Source organism: Mycoplasma yeatsii GM274B (assembly GCF_000875755.1).
Classification (GTDB): domain Bacteria; phylum Bacillota_I; class Bacilli_A; order Mycoplasmatales; family Mycoplasmataceae; genus Mycoplasma; species Mycoplasma yeatsii.
Genome location: NZ_CP007520.1, coordinates 82,067 through 98,735, shown reverse-complemented (window position 1 = coordinate 98,735; position 16,669 = coordinate 82,067). Strand labels below are relative to the sequence as shown.

14 protein-coding genes and 1 other RNA gene are annotated in these 16,669 nt (G+C 26.4%); 5 read left to right on the top strand and 10 right to left on the bottom strand.

From position 1 onward, the window contains the following. Positions 1-90: 90 nt before the first annotated feature. The gene (alaS, locus tag MYE_RS00430) at positions 91-2,781 is read left to right on the top strand and encodes an alanine--tRNA ligase (protein ID WP_042733092.1); all 2,691 of its coding nucleotides are present in this window, start codon (positions 91-93) and stop codon (positions 2,779-2,781) included. A 307-nt stretch (positions 2,782-3,088) separates the two neighbouring features. Here alaS and ssrA read toward each other — a convergent pair. Next, positions 3,089-3,499: a transfer-messenger RNA gene (gene ssrA / locus MYE_RS04095) on the bottom strand. 318 nt (positions 3,500-3,817) lie between these two features. Here ssrA and MYE_RS00425 point away from each other — a divergent pair. Then, on the top strand, positions 3,818-4,681 hold the full coding sequence (locus MYE_RS00425) for an ATP-binding protein (protein ID WP_330216771.1): 864 nt from the start codon (positions 3,818-3,820) through the stop codon (positions 4,679-4,681). Positions 4,682-4,723: 42 nt separating this feature from the next. Further along, positions 4,724-5,101: a DUF4143 domain-containing protein gene (locus MYE_RS04440; protein WP_330216775.1), complete on the top strand. Its 378-nt coding sequence runs from the start codon at positions 4,724-4,726 to the stop codon at positions 5,099-5,101. Positions 5,102-5,143: 42 nt separating this feature from the next. Here MYE_RS04440 and pepF read toward each other — a convergent pair whose 3' ends face one another. From pepF to MYE_RS04380, 9 genes are all read right to left on the bottom strand, one after another. Next, positions 5,144-6,937, bottom strand: a complete 1,794-nt coding sequence (pepF, locus tag MYE_RS00420; protein ID WP_042733091.1) for an oligoendopeptidase F — start codon at positions 6,935-6,937, stop codon at positions 5,144-5,146. Further along, positions 6,937-7,632: a hypothetical protein gene (locus MYE_RS00415; protein ID WP_042733090.1), complete on the bottom strand. Its 696-nt coding sequence runs from the start codon at positions 7,630-7,632 to the stop codon at positions 6,937-6,939. The genes pepF and MYE_RS00415 overlap by 1 nt, the downstream gene beginning before the upstream one ends. Positions 7,633-7,743: 111 nt before the next feature. Then, positions 7,744-9,246 carry a lysine--tRNA ligase gene (gene lysS, locus MYE_RS00410; RefSeq protein WP_042733089.1) on the bottom strand — a complete coding sequence of 501 codons (1,503 nt, stop codon included), beginning with the start codon at positions 9,244-9,246 and terminating at the stop codon, positions 7,744-7,746. A 2-nt stretch (positions 9,247-9,248) separates the two neighbouring features. Further along, positions 9,249-10,223 carry a tRNA dihydrouridine synthase DusB gene (gene dusB / locus MYE_RS00405; RefSeq protein ID WP_042733088.1) on the bottom strand — a complete coding sequence of 325 codons (975 nt, stop codon included), beginning with the start codon at positions 10,221-10,223 and terminating at the stop codon, positions 9,249-9,251. Then, complete coding sequence (locus MYE_RS00400; protein WP_042733087.1) at positions 10,224-10,541, bottom strand: DUF1904 family protein; 318 nt, start codon at positions 10,539-10,541, stop codon at positions 10,224-10,226. A gap of 123 nt (positions 10,542-10,664) precedes the next feature. Further along, positions 10,665-11,102, bottom strand: coding sequence for a peroxiredoxin (locus MYE_RS00395; protein ID WP_042733086.1), 438 nt, complete (start codon positions 11,100-11,102; stop codon positions 10,665-10,667). A gap of 74 nt (positions 11,103-11,176) precedes the next feature. Next, the gene (gene metG, locus MYE_RS00390; RefSeq protein ID WP_042733085.1) at positions 11,177-12,706 is read right to left on the bottom strand and encodes a methionine--tRNA ligase; all 1,530 of its coding nucleotides are present in this window, start codon (positions 12,704-12,706) and stop codon (positions 11,177-11,179) included. A gap of 255 nt (positions 12,707-12,961) precedes the next feature. Beyond that, positions 12,962-14,212, bottom strand: coding sequence for a hypothetical protein (locus MYE_RS00385; RefSeq protein WP_042733084.1), 1,251 nt, complete (start codon positions 14,210-14,212; stop codon positions 12,962-12,964). Next, a complete protein-coding gene (locus tag MYE_RS04380) occupies positions 14,154-14,540 on the bottom strand; it encodes a hypothetical protein (RefSeq protein ID WP_042733083.1) in 387 nt (128 codons plus the stop codon). The genes MYE_RS00385 and MYE_RS04380 overlap by 59 nt, the downstream gene beginning before the upstream one ends. A 391-nt stretch (positions 14,541-14,931) precedes the next feature. Between MYE_RS04380 and MYE_RS00375 the strand changes: the two genes are divergently transcribed. Continuing rightward, positions 14,932-15,966 carry a ribose-phosphate diphosphokinase gene (locus tag MYE_RS00375; protein ID WP_042733082.1) on the top strand — a complete coding sequence of 345 codons (1,035 nt, stop codon included), beginning with the start codon at positions 14,932-14,934 and terminating at the stop codon, positions 15,964-15,966. Then, positions 15,966-16,529, top strand: a complete 564-nt coding sequence (gene pth / locus MYE_RS00370; protein ID WP_042733081.1) for an aminoacyl-tRNA hydrolase — start codon at positions 15,966-15,968, stop codon at positions 16,527-16,529. Before MYE_RS00375 ends, pth begins: the two co-directional genes overlap by 1 nt. The last annotated feature ends 140 nt before the right edge of the window (positions 16,530-16,669 follow it).

Sequence of the window (16,669 nt, the reverse complement as noted above, 5' to 3'; positions counted from 1 at the left end):
ATCTATAGAAATTATGTGTATTACTTATTAATATATTGTTTGATAGAATTAAATATAGTTACAATAAAACATTTTCAAAGGAGAAACAAAATGAAGAAATTATCTACAAATCAAATAAGACAAATGTGATTAGATTTTTTTAAATCAAAAGATCATTATTTTTTAGAACCAGTTTCATTAATACCTGTTGATGATCCTTCTTTATTATGAATTAATTCAGGAGTCGCTACATTAAAACCTTATTTTGATGGAAGAAAAACACCTCCTGCTGCTAGACTTACTAACTCACAAAAATCAATTAGAACTAATGATATTGAAAATGTAGGAGTTACTGCACGTCACCACACTATGTTTGAAATGTTAGGTAATTTTTCTATCGGAGATTTCTTCAAAAAAGAAGCTATTCATTTTGCTTGAGAATTATTAACTTCAGATAAATGATTTGCTATGCCAAAAGATAAATTATATATAACAGTATTTAATGAAGATGATGAAGCTTACAGAATTTGAACTGAAGAAATTGGAATTGAAAAAGATCATATCTTTAGTTTATCAAGAGACACTAATTTCTGAGACGTAGGACAAGGACCTTGTGGACCAAATACTGAAATATTTTATGATCGTGGCGAAAAATGAGATCCAGAAAAAATTGGACCTAGATTAATTAGTGATGATATTGAAAATGATAGATATATCGAAGTTTGAAACATAGTATTTTCACAATTTAATAATGATGGAAATAATAATTATGCTGAATTACCTAGAAAAAATATCGATACTGGTGCAGGACTAGAAAGATTATCATCAATTTTCCAAGATACACCAACTAACTTTGAAACTGATATTTTCTGACCAACTATTCAAAAAGTCGAAACTATGTGTGATCAGAAATTTAAATATTCATTTGATAATTACTTCAATCCAACAGCTAAACAAACAAGAATTAATACAGCATTTAAAGTAATTGCAGATCATATTAGAGCATGTACTTTTGCTATTAGTGATGGAGTATTTCCAGGAAATAAAGATAGAGCATACATTATTAGACGTTTAATCAGAAGAAGTTCAGTATTTGGAAGAGAATTAGGAATAACTGATGCATTCTTATACAAATTAGTTGACTCAGTAGTGTTAGCTATGAAAGAGTTCTATCCTTATTTAGAAGAAAAACAAACATTAGTAGAACAAACAATTAAAGCTGAAGAAGAAAAATTCTTAAAAACATTATCTAAAGGTTATGAATTATTAGAAGAAATTATCAAATCTGAAAATAAGGTTACTGCTAAAAATGCTTTATTATTATTTGAATCATATGGTTTTCCAATTGAACAAACTTTAGAAATTTCTCAACAACATAATGTTGAAGTTGATATTAAAGGATTTGAAGAACTTTTAGAACAAGCTAAAGAAACTGCTAGAAGTAGTAGAAAAGATTTAAAAGCTTGAGATAAACAAAATGAATTATTTACTAAACTTGATGTTAAATCAGAATTTACAGGTTGAGAAGAAACATCAAGAAGTGATGCAAAAATTGTTTATATGTTCGCTGATCAAAAACAAATCGATTCAGTTACAGATTCAGAAGCTTATATAATTTTAGATAAAACTCCATTTTATGCTGAAAAAGGTGGACAAGCAGCCGATACTGGTATTATTTCAAATGATAATGCAAATGCTGTTGTAGTTGATGTTCAACAAGGACCAAAACACCAAAATATTCATAGAGTTAAGGTTTCAGGAACATTAAAAGTTGGAGATATTGTTAATGCCACAGTCGATGAAGATAAACGTTTCTACACAATGAAAAATCACTCAGGAACTCACATGATTCATGCTGCTTTAAGAGAAGTTTTAGGAAATAGCGTAATGCAATCTGGATCATATAATGATGAACATGGTTTACGTATGGACTTTACTTTTAACAGATTAGCAACAAGTGATGAATTACATAAATCTGAAGAATTAGTATTACAAAAAATTAATGAACACATTAATAGAGAAACTTATTTCTGTAGTTTAGAAGATTCAATTAATAAATATAATGCATTAGCATTCTTTACTGAAAAATATGATGAAATTGTAAGAGTTGTTAAATTTGGAGATTTTTCTTCAGAATTATGTGGTGGAACTCACGTAGACAATACAAGTGATATTGAGGACTTCATTATTACAGGTTTAGAATCAAAAGGTAGCGGTTTATACAGAATTAAAGCATTAACTTCAAACAAAGCTGTAAGCGAATATTTAAATGAACAATTTAAATTAGTTAAAGATGAAGTTGAAAATGTGATTGAAAAATACAACCAAAATAAAGCTGTATTAGAAAATCAAGAAATTGAAAAAACTTATTCAGAAATTAAAAATTTAACTATTACAAAACAAAATTTAGTTGTAATAAAATCAATGCTATCTAAATTAAAAGATTTATATAAAGATTATGACAAAAAAGTTAACGATTTATTAACTGCTTCTAAATTGTCACAATTTAACGATTTAAAACCAGAATTAAACAAAGACGGTGTTAATGAAATTAGATTATTCACTAAAGACTTAACTATCAAAGATTTAAAACAATTAGCTGATGAATTAAGAAATAAATTTAAAGACTTAATTGTAATATTAGCTAGTCAGACAGGTGAAACTAACTTTATAGTTGTTGCTGTAAGTGAAAGTTTACAATCAAAATATAAAGCAATTGATATATTTAATAACCTTGAAGGATTAGAAACAAAAGGTGGAGGAAACTCAAACCTTGCTCAAGGAAAATATACTAAAAAATAATTATTAAAAACACTACTTAGAGTAGTGTTTTTTGTTTTGTAATATTTTTATGCTTAAAGTGGCAAACATAGGTGTTTTCTATACATTATTTTATGCTTAAAGTGGGAAAGGTACATCTAATTTATCAACACTTTTACCAACATGTGTGCGTAAATACAAACACTTTTACCAACATGTGTTTGTAAATTGAATGAAAATTTAATAAATCGAGCATTCTTGGGCTTGTATAATATGTTTTACTGAAATATTGAATAAATTTTAAAACTAAAAAAGCTTGGAAATTTTCCAAGCTAGCTTATTTTCTTTATGGTGGAGATGGCGAGAATCGAACTCGCGTCCAAAATACACTTACATATACTTTCTACAGTTTAGTTAATTTTCTAATTTAACAGATAACTAAAATTAACAAAAGATTAAATGTCATTTGCAATTAGAATTCGGATATATTTATTGCAATCATACATCCTATTAGACTAGGGTAATACGGTTATAGATAAAGCCTAAACTACCTATAATTCGTGAAATACTATAACTAAACTAAGTAGTTATTAAGCGAACATAAAGTTTGCTCCAGCTGATGCATTGTTGATCATGAATGCTGGCATTTCAAATTTTTCTTCGTTTTCGTTTGCGTTTTTTTAAACCTAGTAGTATTTATAGTCTACCACACTACTGCTTATATATGCTGGTTATATCCTGTCGAGACCATGACATCCCCATTACATATAAATGATACAACATTATAAATAATTTAGAAAGTTTAAACACTAATATTGTATTAAGAAAAGGTTTAGCGTAATAATGTAAATAAAGAACTCGTAATTTTGTAAAATAAATTTAACAAATTTGGTAAAATTTTTCAGGCAAATTTGGTAAAAAAAATTCGTCTAATTTGGTAAAATTTTTATCCTGAATTTGGTAAAATAAATTTAACAAATTTGGTAAAATTTTTCAGGCAAATTTGGTAAAAAAAATTCGTCTAATTTGGTAAAATTTTTATCCTGAATTTGGTAAAAATATCAAAAAGGAGACAAATATGAGAAACGATAATTATAAACCTAGAATAATGGATAAAGTAATTCAACGATACTTATCAATAGCTGGAGCAATTTGTGTTGAAGGACCTAAGTGGTGTGGTAAAACATGAACTTCAAGACACAATTCAAAGAGTGAATTTTTAGTTGGTAGTCCGTATAATAATTTTGCTAACAGAAAGCTAGCTAATTTTAATCCTGAACTCGTTCTTGATGGTGAATATCCTAAAATGATTGATGAGTGACAGGAAGCCCCTGCATTATGAGATGCCACCAGAGCTAAAGTAGATGAGATTGGTGAAAAAGGACTTTTTATACTAACAGGATCTGCTACACCTAAATATAAAGGTATTTTACATAGTGGGGCAGGAAGAATTGTTAGTTTAAGAATGAGCCCTATGACTTTATATGAGTCTGAAGATTCTGTTGGTATTGTGTCTCTTAAAGAAATTTGTTCAAAAGATTTTAATCCAAAACCTACATATGTAAAAGAATTAGATTATGAACAATTGTCATATTTAATAGTTAGAGGGGGATGACCTAATAATATAGATTCCAGCATAGATAATTGTGACGTAATTGTTAAGTCTTATATTAAAACGATTTTAAAACAAGAGTTAGTTGACGAAAACGATAATAAATATAGTCCTGAAAAAATTGAATTGATATTAAAATCTCTAGCAAGAAATACATCAACTACAGTTTCTGATCGCTCTATATTAAAAGATATTTCTCAAAATGAGAATGATAATCCAATATCTAGACCAACACTTACTAAATATTTAGATTTCTTAAACTCTATGTTTTTATTTGACAATTTAAAACCATTTTCATTAGATGTAAGATCATCATTAAGAGTTAAATAAAAAGATAAGAGATATTTTTGTGATCCATCTCTAGCTTGTGCATTATTAGATCTAAGTCCAGCAAAAATTCAAAGAGATTTAAATTTATATGGGTTATTATTTGAATCATTAGTTATTAGGGATTTGAAGGTGTATTCAAGAGCGATGGATGCCAAGATTTATCACTATCAAGATTATTTGGATAATGAAATTGATGTTGTTATCGAACTTAAAGATGGTGATTGATGTGCGTTTGAAATTAAATTGGGTTCTAATAAAGTTGATGAAGCCGCCGGAACATTAAACAAAACAATTTCAAATATTATAAAAAATAATAATAGACCTCCAATATTAAAATGTGTTATTGTTGGTTTTGGGAATGTGATTTACAAAAGAGAGGATGGTATTTTAGTTGTACCTATAAATGCCTTAAAAGATTAGACATAAAAGTTAAAAACTACTCCTTATAAGAGTAGTTTTTCCTTATTTTAATAATTCTTTTAATTGATTAGTATATTCTATAATTCCATTAATTAATGGTTGATAAGTTTCTTCTTTTGTAAAATCAATTCCAGCATCTAACATTATTTTTAATGGTTCTTTGTGTCCACCAGCTTTTAAGAAATTGATTGTTGATTCGATATTTCCTTTTTTGATATCGTCATATAGTTTATAGCTTGCAGTAACATCGATTGCGTATTTATAAACATAGAATGGAGAATGGAAGAAGTGACTAATTCTTGGTCAACCAAATCCATGTTTTCTATCTTTATCTTCAAGTTTATCAAATACTGTATAACCATAATCATTTTGAACTTCAACAAAAAGATTGTTTAATAGTTCTGCTGTAAATGGAATTTGTTTTTCTGCTAATTGACTGGTTCTATATTCAAAATCAGCAAATTGAATTTGTCTGTAGAATGTTGAAGTTAAATCAAAAATTCTTTGTTGTAATAGATAGATTTTTTCTTCTTTAGTTTGAGCATTGCTATACATAAAATCAAATAATAAATGTTCATTAATTGTTGAAGCAACTTCAGCTAAAATAATCGGATATTCACTTAATGGGTATGGTTGGTTTTCATCGGCAAATAAAGTATGAACTGAATGACCACATTCATGAGCTAATGTATTAACTGAGTTTAATTTATCATCTCAATTCATTAAAATAATTGGTTCAACACCCTGTCCACCAGTTGAATATGCACCATCTCTTTTGTTAGTATCTTCATAATAATCAATTCTATTAGGACCTCAAGCAATTTCTAATTTATCTAGATATTCTTTACCTAAAACAGATAATGCTTTTCTAATTATTTCTTTACCTTGATCAACTGTAAAAGTACGGTTGTAGTCTTTAACTAATTTTAGTTGTCTATCTGAAGGGTAGAATTTTTCTAATTTAAATGTATCTTTAATTAATAAAAGATAATCTTGTAATGGTTTGATATATTTCTTACCAACTTCTAATAATTTTAAATAGATTGATGTATCAATTGAATCACTACTTAAACTTGATTGTAAACTTGATTCGTAATTTCTTAGTTTTACACTTTCTAAACTTGATTGTAAAATACCTTCATAAATTTGAGCAAAACTGTGTTTTTTATCACTAAAGTTTTTAGAAAATAAAACTCCTGCTTTGATTCTTAGATCTTGATCTTTTATAGGATCTGAATCTTGGTTAATTTCAGCTAATAATGAATTAGTTAAAATTTGTTTTTGTCCTTTATATTCGATTTCTTGATCTTGTCTATCAGCATAAGCTAAAGTATCATACATCATAGAAATTGCACTTCTACTTCTTGAAACTTTAGAAAGTAATTCTTCATCGCGTTTGTCTAAAATATGTTTAGCGTGTTCAAAGAATTTTCTATATCCATATTCGTATTTTTCATATTCTTTATTTTCTTTTAGTCATGAAAAAATCACATCTTGACCAACTTCTTTTAGTTCAGGACTTGCGAATGCAGTTAATTGATAAATTTCTTGTAATGCGTTCATCAATAAACCTTCTAATGTTCTATAAACTTCATTAGTTTGATCAGTATCACCCATTCTTGTATAAATTGATAATCTAGTTACAAGTAATTCGATTTCTTCATCTAATTTAATAGATTTAAAAAATTCTTCTTTAATGTGTAATTTACCTTTGAATTTTTCATACTCTTTAGCTAGATTCATTAGCTTATCTAATTCTTGTTTTCATTCTTCTTGATTTTTATAAAGGTGTGAAAAATCTCATTTATAATCATTTGTCGCTTGACTTCTTTTCATTATTTTTTATTTTCTCCTTTAAGTTCTTCTAATTCTTTATACAATTCAGAATTTCTTTCACTTAAATTAGCAATTAATCCATCCATTTCTCTAAGTGCTTGGTCAAAAAACACAATTAAATTACCTTGTAAATTAAATATTTCTTCTTTTTTAGCTGGTATTTCAGATTCTTTTAATTTAGGAAATTCTTCCATTCTTTCTCTGTAATTTTGCATACCTACATTTAATGTTTCAAGTAACACAGGTAATTTCATTTTATCAACCTCAACATTTGTAAATACATCTTTTTGTTGTTGAGCTTTTTCTGTTGTTTCATAGTCAGCACTGTCAAATGTGATAGGCTCACTATTTAAAAATAGATTATAAGTTTCAATTAAATTTTTAATATTTTCATCAAGAATTGGTGTTGAAAGATCTAATCCTTTTGCATCTATTTTTTCTAAATTATCTGTAGAAGCAAATCCAATATTATCTTTAAAAATATTTAATAATTCTTGACCTTGAATAGCTTTATTTTGTAAATCAATAATTATTGAGTTTACTACTTTTTGAGTTAATGCTAAACATAAAACAGTTCTTTCTTTAACAAAATCTGGACGTAAAACCAAAACAGGAACTGATCCTATTTTTTGATTATCACCAGTTAATGTTTGAAAGCTACTTGCTTTATAAAAAGTTCATGTTGTTAATTTCATAATTTTCTCCTTTTGTCATTTATATATATTTTAACAATTAAAAGTTAAATATAGCTAACTATATTAGTATTAGGAAAATATTAAAAAAACTTGCTAATTGCAAGTTTATTTTTAATCTCTTGGTTTCATTTGCGGGAATAATAACACATCTTTAATTGATTCAGAGTTTGTTAATAACATAACTAATCTATCAATTCCAATACCGATTCCAGCAGTTGGTGGCATTGCGTGTTCTAAAGCTTCGATGAAATCAATATCCATATCTGTAGCTTCATCATTTCCTTTGCTTTCTTCTTCAATTTGAGCTTTAAATCTTTCATATTGATCAATTGGATCGTTTAACTCGCTGAATGCATTTGCATATTCTCTTCCAATGATGAATAATTCAAATCTATCAGTAAATCTTGGATCTTCAGGATTTGACTTAGCTAGAGGTGAAATTTCTTTTGGATGACCATAAACGAATGTAGGTTCAACAATTGTTGATTCAACAAATTCTTCATAGAATAAGTTAATAATATGTCCTACTGATTCTTGGTGTTTTTCAACGTGAACGTTATGATCTTTTGCTAATTGCATAGCTTCTTCAACTGTCATTTCTTTTCAGAAATCAACTCCAGTTACTTGTTTAATTCCGTCTACCATGTGTAATCTTTTAAATGGTTTAGATAGATCTAATGTAACATCTCCGTATTTAATAATTGGTGATTCATTAACACTAGCATTACATACTCTAAAAATTTGTTCTGTTAAATCCATTAAAAAGAACATATCTTCATAAGCAACATATAACTCAATACTTGTAAATTCAGGATTGTGACGTGTACTCATTCCTTCATTTCTAAAGATACGACCTATTTCATAAACTCCTTCAAATCCACCAACAATTAAACGTTTTAAGTGTAACTCTGTAGCGATTCTTAAATATACATCAGTGTCTAATGCATTATAATGAGTAATAAATGGTTTAGCGGCAGCTCCACCTCTTAGTGAATGTAAAATAGGTGTTTCAACTTCCATATAACCTTTATCATCTAAGAATTTTTGAAGTGTTCTAATTATTTTAGTTCTTGCTTGGAATGTTTTTCTAACATCATGATTCATTATTAAATCAACATATCTTCTTCTGTATTTTTCTTCAATATCTTGAATTCCAGCGTGTTTGTCAGGTAGTGGTCTTAATGCTTTTGATAATAAAACAACTTCTTTACATCTAACAGTTAATTGACCATGATCTGTTTTCATCATGATACCTTTTACTCCGATGATATCTCCTAAATCAAAATCTCTAAAATCTTCAAAAGCTTCAGCTCCAATTTCATCTAATCTAACATATAATTGAATACCAGAATCTTGATCGTCAATATTAACAAAAGCAGCCTTTTTACCAGCTTCCCTATATAATTTAATTCTTCCTGCAACACTAATAATTTCTTGATTCATTTCAGCTAATTCTTCTTTAGAGAATTTTTCAAATTTATCATTTAATTCTTTTAATGTGTTAGTTCTTTGGAATTTAGTTATTTTATATGGATCTTTATTTTTTTTAACTAATTCTTGGTGTTTTTCTCTTCTTACTAATTCTTGTTCAGAAAATTTTCTATCATTTATCATTTTTATTCACTCCCGTATTCTTTAATGATATCTACTACATCTTTTAAAGTTTCTATTTTGTTAGCTTTTTCTTTTAACAATTTTAAAATAGGTTTTTTATCTAATACATCTAAATATCAAGTTAAATGTTTTCTAAATTCACGCATAGCCGATTGTTCATCTCTTAATTTTATAAGTAAATCAGCGTGATTTAAAACAGTTTTTTCTCATTCTTCAAAACTTGGTTTTTCTAATTCTTTTCCAGTTTCTAAATAATAATTAATTTGTTCAAATATTCAAGGATTTCCCTGACATGCTCTAGAAATCATAACAGCATCACAACCTGTTAGATCTAACATTTTTTTAGCAGAAGGCCCATCAACAACATCACCATTTCCTATAACAGGAATTTTAACTGCATCTTTAACTTCTTTAATTTTTTCTCAATCAGCGTGACCTGAGTAAAAATCACTTCTTGTTCTTCCGTGAACTGCAATAGCACTTGCTCCTGCTTTTTCAATTAACTTAGCAATTTCAACAGCATTTACACTATCTTTATCTCATCCTAATCTAATTTTTGCAGTTACTGGTTTTTTTGTGTTTTCAACAACTGCTTTTACAATTTCATAAATTAGTTCAGGTGTTTTTAATAAAGCCGATCCACTTGCTGATCTAACTGCAACTTTTGGTGCAGGACAACCTAGGTTTAAATCTATGATGTCACAATCAACGTTCTCATCTATTCATTTAGTTGCATTAATAAAATCTTCTACATCATTTCCAAATATTTGCATACTCATTGGATGCTCTTCTTTACTTACTTGTAGCATACTAAATGTTTTTTTATTTTCATGAGCCATCCCAGCAACAGAGACCATTTCAGCATAAACTAAGCTTGCTCCATGTTGTTTAGAAATAACTCTAAACGGTTCGTTGCTCACTCCTGCCATTGGACCTTGAACAACTTTACCTTTTATTTCAATATTACCTATTTTCATTTATTGACCTACTTTTTTAGTGTGTGCATATAATTTGCCATTAACATCTGTGAAAAATATTCATACTTTTGACGAATCTTCTTTGAAAAAATCAACTATATAATTTGCAAATATTTGTTCTTTATCAGGTCTTGATAATCATTCAACAGTTACATAAATCGGTTTTTGTTCTTGTTTTAATTGAAACACTTTTGAATCTTCACAAATAAACATAATATTTTCAGGATTAGCTGTAACTAATTCTGCTATTTCATTAACTTTATTACTAAATTCTTTAACTCTTTCTTCTGAAACTCCACTAAATTTGATAATTGGCATATTTTATGTACCTCTCTTATTTTCTAACTTTAATTTTATTACAATTCACCAATAAATAAAACATTAGAAATCATACTTAAATTTTCTCAAGAAAAACAACTTCAATTGAAGTTGTAATAATTATTATAATTGACTTAGCAATTCACTAACGTGTTCGATATGATCAACATCTCTCATTTCTTTTACTATATTTAGTTCTTTATCTAAAACAAATGTTGATCTTTCATATTTATTTCAAGGTTTACCTTCGAATTCAATTTCAGTAAATGTTAATTTAAACTCATTAGTTAATTCTTTATCTAAGTCACAAATTAATGGAAATTCTAAGTTTTGTTCACAACAGAATTCGTTGTTGTATTCTGGAGTATCTTGGCTTACACCAACAACATTGTATCCTTTGTTTTTAAATTCATTTAAGTGTTTTTGATATTCTAAGGCTTCTAATGTACATAGTCCAGTTTTTGCTTTAGGATAGAAATACATTACTAATCCTTTTTCTCCAACTAGATCTGATAAATTCATTAAATTGTTTTTACAATCTTTTACTTGATAATTTTTCATAATAAATCTCCTTTATTTTTATAATATTACATATTAAGCATTAAATCTATTTTATTGTTAAATAGGTTTGTTTTTTATTCTTTAACTCTTACGAATAATACTTTTTTATCGTTTAATTTATTAAATTTAATATCTTTAAATGTTTTTAAATTGTCAAAGTTAATTTCTACGTTTTCTAATCCACATTGTTCAATCATGTCATTGTATTTTTCAACTAAAATAGGTTTTAATAAATAACTAATTACTGACATACATCTCTGTAGAGTAGCTAAAACAGATTTTAATTTATCAATATCATTTTCTTTTGCTAAATTTCATGGAGCAGTATCTTCAATATATTTATTACATGATGCAGATAAATCTAATACATTTCTAACTGCAGCACTTATTTTATATTGATCCATATTTTTAACATATTCATCAATTGTTTTAATAGATAAATCAATTAATTCTCGATCGTATTTAACATCATTTAAATCAATGAATCCATCAAAATATTTTGTAATCATATTATGAGTTCGGCTTATTAAGTTACCTACATTATTAGCTAAATGAGCGTTGAATGATTCAATAAATAATTCTAAACTAAAATTACCATCTTTTTCTGTTGGAAGATCGTTTGCTATATAAAATCTCAAAGCATCAGATGAATAAGTATCTATTATTTTAATAGGATCAATTACATTTCCAAGTGATTTACTCATCTTAGTATTTTTATTTAATATTCAACCATGACCTAGTAAGTGTGTAGGTTGACGTAGATCTAAAGCTTTTAACATTACTGGTCAATAAATTGAATGGAATCTAATAATTTCTTTTCCTGCTAGTTGTAAAATTTCAACATCATCATTATTTCAGAATTTTTCAAATAAATGATCATCATCTTGCATATATCCTAAAGCAGTAATATAGTTACTTAAAGCATCTAATCAAACATAAATAATGTGTTCAGGATTTTGATCGATTGGAATCCCTCATTTAAAACTTACTCTAGTTACTGATAAATCTTTTAATCCAGGTTCAACGAAATTTTTTAACATTTCATTTCTTCTATAATCAGGAATTAAAAATTCAGTTTTTAATAAATCTTGGATAAAATCTTGAAATTCACTAACTTTTAAAAAGTAAGTATCTTCATTAACTGTTTGAGGTTTTGTATTTGAAATTTTACACATTCCATCTTTATCAAGTTGATCAGCATTTAAAAATTCTTCACAACTAACACAATATATTCCTTGATATTGTCCTTTATAAATTAATCCTTTTTCATATAATTTAGTAAAGATTTTTTTAACAGCTTGTTCATGATAATCATCAGTTGTTCTAATAAATTTATCATATTTAATATTTAACTTTTCTCATAACTTTTTAAAGCTTTCAACTTTAGGATTTAAATATTCTATTGGACTAATATTTTCTTCTTTAGCTTTAGCTTCTATTTTTTGTCCGTGTTCATCACTACCAGTTAAAAAGAAAGTTTCATAACCTTGTTCTTTTTTATATCTATTTAAAATATCAGCTAGTGTTGTAGTATATGCATGACCTAAGTGAAGATTTCCACTAGGGTAATAAATTGGTGTAGTTACATAAAATTTCTTACTCATCTTTTACCTCCATTTTAATTATCAATTTAATAATATTTTATAATACTAGTTTATATTAATTACCTATATTTTTATTGTATAGCATTTTTACATTTTTATAAGGTTAGTTTAGTGTGTAGTTAGTCTATTTTACTTCATTAATGTATTAGAAAAAAATTTTAAAAATTAACCTATTTAAATAATATTTTTTATTTAGTTTAAAGGTTTAGTTAATTAAGACAATATAGCAAAAGGTGCTTGAGCACCTTTTATTAATTATTTTATTAATTTAAGTTTTAAAGTGTTTTTAAATCAGTTTTCATATAAGATTTCAACTTCAACAGAGTTATCATCTATTTTTATAACTTTAATATCATCTTTAGTAAATGTGGCAGCAGATGAAATAGCATATCCGAAGAATTCTCAGCTATATTTGAAGAAGAAACCGCGATATTGTTGAGCAAAAGCTTCTTTTATAACTTCCTCATTAATTTCTTTTTTACCACGTACATTTAAAGCTCTTATTCTAGAACTTAAAGTATTAATATCAATTCTATTAAACTTATATTTTACTTCAAAACTTGCATAATATTTGTCAGATCCAAGTATTTGAATTGTAACATCTTCACGTTTAAAACTAAGAGCTGAAGGTTTTATATTTTCTTTTTTTATGTTTAATCTTTCAAACTCATTTTTGTTAGTTTCATAAAACGCATTGATTGTGTTGTTTTCAAAAGGTTTATTATCTTTTAAATCGATAGATAATTTAATATTTTTATTATTAGAAATATCATCAAGTTGTTTTAAATTAATTGCAATTTTACCTTGATAATATCGTGAATTTTTAACTTCGATAACCCATTTTTCTTTAGTGCTTTCTTTTTCTACTTTTTTAAGATCTTCAGCTAATAATAAAGGTAATTTATCTTTATTAGCAGTAATAAAATCTTTTATTTCACGATTTGCACTTGAACGAGAATATTTATTAATCGTAGTTATTAAAGAATTAATTTTACTTATATCTAATTTATCTTGAAGAGTAATTTCTACTTGACCTCGATATTCTTCAGAATTAATAATCTTAATAGATGCTTTTCTTTCTTCAATATTTAGGTTAACTACATCTAAATTGAATACCGCTAGTGGATATATTTTTTCTTTGTTTAATTCAAAGAATAGATTTTTTATTGAAGATTTCATAGTTTCTTCTTTAGCATTTGGATCAAAACAGAATAGTTCAGTTTTTAAACCTTCAATTATATTGATATCTTTTCTAATTCTATATGATATTTCTATTTCACCTTGATATTTTTTATTCGAACTATCTTTGACTTTAAGAATTGCATTAGCTGAATCACCTACTCGTCCAGCTATTTTTTTAATTTCTAGATCGTCTTTAGTTAAATCATTTTGTAAAATTTTATTATTAATTTTTAAAAATGTATCTATAATTTCTTGATCTTGATCGTTATCTACAGCAAAAATTTTTAAGTAGTCTAATAGTGTTAATATCAGTTTTAATACCAAAATTAATTGCAACTTGACCAAATCATGCCTTGTTGTTTTCTTTAATTTTGGTTCTTAAAATTTGATTTTCATTACTTAAAATTTCAAAATCATCTTTGTTCAATCCAGTTAGTTTTTCTTTATTGATATCAATGAATTTTTGAACAATTAAATCATCACTCTTTTCTTCTGATAATCAAATATTTGTTTCAAGTTCTATTTTTGAAATATCAGTTTTTGATTTTATTTTGCTAACTAATACACCTGTTGCTGTAGCTGCTGAAATAGTTGCTAAAACTGAAGAAGCATCGATCATTATTTTTTTTGTAAGTAAATCTTTAAGTTTCATTCTTACCTCCTAACTTATCGTGAAAATATACTATTTCATTATTGCAAAAAAAAAAAAAATTCAACTAGGCGTACCCAGCACACACGCACAACACCCTAACTTAGACGACTTATTTTTCGTTATTTATAAAGTTTGATAAATATGATAAATACATTGTTTTAAATTAATAAATTCACCCTACTCTGTTAATGTGTTTTTTAATGCTAAGAGTTTTGTTAAAGATATTTCGGAATCAAAATTTCAGAATGTTAATTCTATTCTTAAGACAAAAAATAATAAAAATAATGCTTAAAATCTAGAAAATAGTCTTATGACTATTTTTATTTATTAATTGTTTATATTTTAGAAGTCTAATTTTTGTTATTATTATTTTAAAAGGTAGGGTTAATTTATGAATAATAATGATATTTATATTTTCGGTCTTTCTTCAGGACAAAAACTAGCAAAAGAAGTTTGTGATATTTTAGGTATCGAAGAAAAGATCGCTAAAACAACTAGGTTTGCAGATGGTGAAATTCTAGTTGAATCAATTGATTCAGTTAGAGGTAAAGAAATTTACATTATTCAATCTACTTGCATGCCTGTAAATGAAAATCTAATGGAATTATTAATTGCAATTGATGCATTTAAACGTGGTAGTGCAGAAAAAATTAATGTTGTTATTCCTTATTTTGGATATGCTCGTCAAGATCGTAAAGCTAAAGGAAGACAACCAATTACTTCTAAATTAGTAGCTGATTTATTAAGTAAAGCAGGAGCAGACAGAGTTATTGTATTTGATATTCACTCTCCTCAATCAATGGGATTCTTTGATATACCTATGGATAACTTCCAAACTTCTCAAACTTTAGCTAATGAAATTGTTAATACAATTATTAAAGAAAAATTAGATAGAGAAAAATGTATTCTAGTTTCTCCAGATTACGGAGGATTAAACAGGGTTCACAAAGTTGACTCATATACAACAAATATGACTAACGGAATTGCTGTTATTGGTAAAAGACGTCCTGAGCCAAATAAAGCTGAAGTTGAATTTGTTCTAGGAGATATTCAAGATAAAACTTGTTTCATTATCGATGATATGATCGATACTGGTGGAACTATTATTAGTGGGGCTAAAGCTTTAAAAGAAAACGGAGCTAAAGATGTTTATATCTTTGCTTGTCACGGATTATTTAATGGTCCAGCTAAAGAAAGAATGACTGAAGCTATTAAACAAAATATTGTTAAAAACGTAATTGTAACAAATACTATTGAAATTCCTGAAGATAAAAAATTCGATGGACTAAAAATTGTATCAGTTGCTGAATTATTAGCTGATATGATTAAACATTCACAAGAACATCATTCATTAACTGAAGTTTATATTAAAAATAAAGAACAAATCAGAAAAAAAATTGAAGATTTTATTAAAGAAGGAAATTAATGAAGTTAATTGTTGGATTAGGTAACCCAGGTAGAGAGTATGAAATAACTAGACATAATGCTGGTTGAATAGCTATTGATATATTACTAGACAAATATGGGTATAATTCTGTTAAACAAGAATTTAATTCTCAGGTATATACTAGTATTATTAATAATCAAAAAGTTCTATTTGTTAAACCTTTAACATATATGAATAATTCAGGAATAGCTATATCTCGGATTATGCATTATTACAAAATTAGTCTTAAAGATTTAATAGTAATTCATGATGATAAAGATCTAAATATTGAAAGAATTCAATTTAAAAAATCAGGATCAGCAGCAGGACATAATGGAATTAAATCTATCATTCAACATCTTTCCACTCAAGATTTTTATAGATTAAGAATTGGAATAAACCCGCCAGCTCAAGGATGAAAAATAGTTGATTGAGTGTTGTCTAAATTTAGTAATGATGAAATTTTAGCTATTAAAAATACTATTAGTCAAAATGCAGATTTTATTAATGATTTTATAGATGATAATAAAACTTTTTTACAAATCATGAATAAGTATAATTAACAAAACAGCATATGCTGTTTTGTTATTTTAAATTATCTTTTTAAGAATTTATTTATTAAGTTGTTTTAAATAACAAATATTTTCAAACATTATTTATAAAAATTATTGCTCAAGAATTATATAATATATTTGACTCAAAA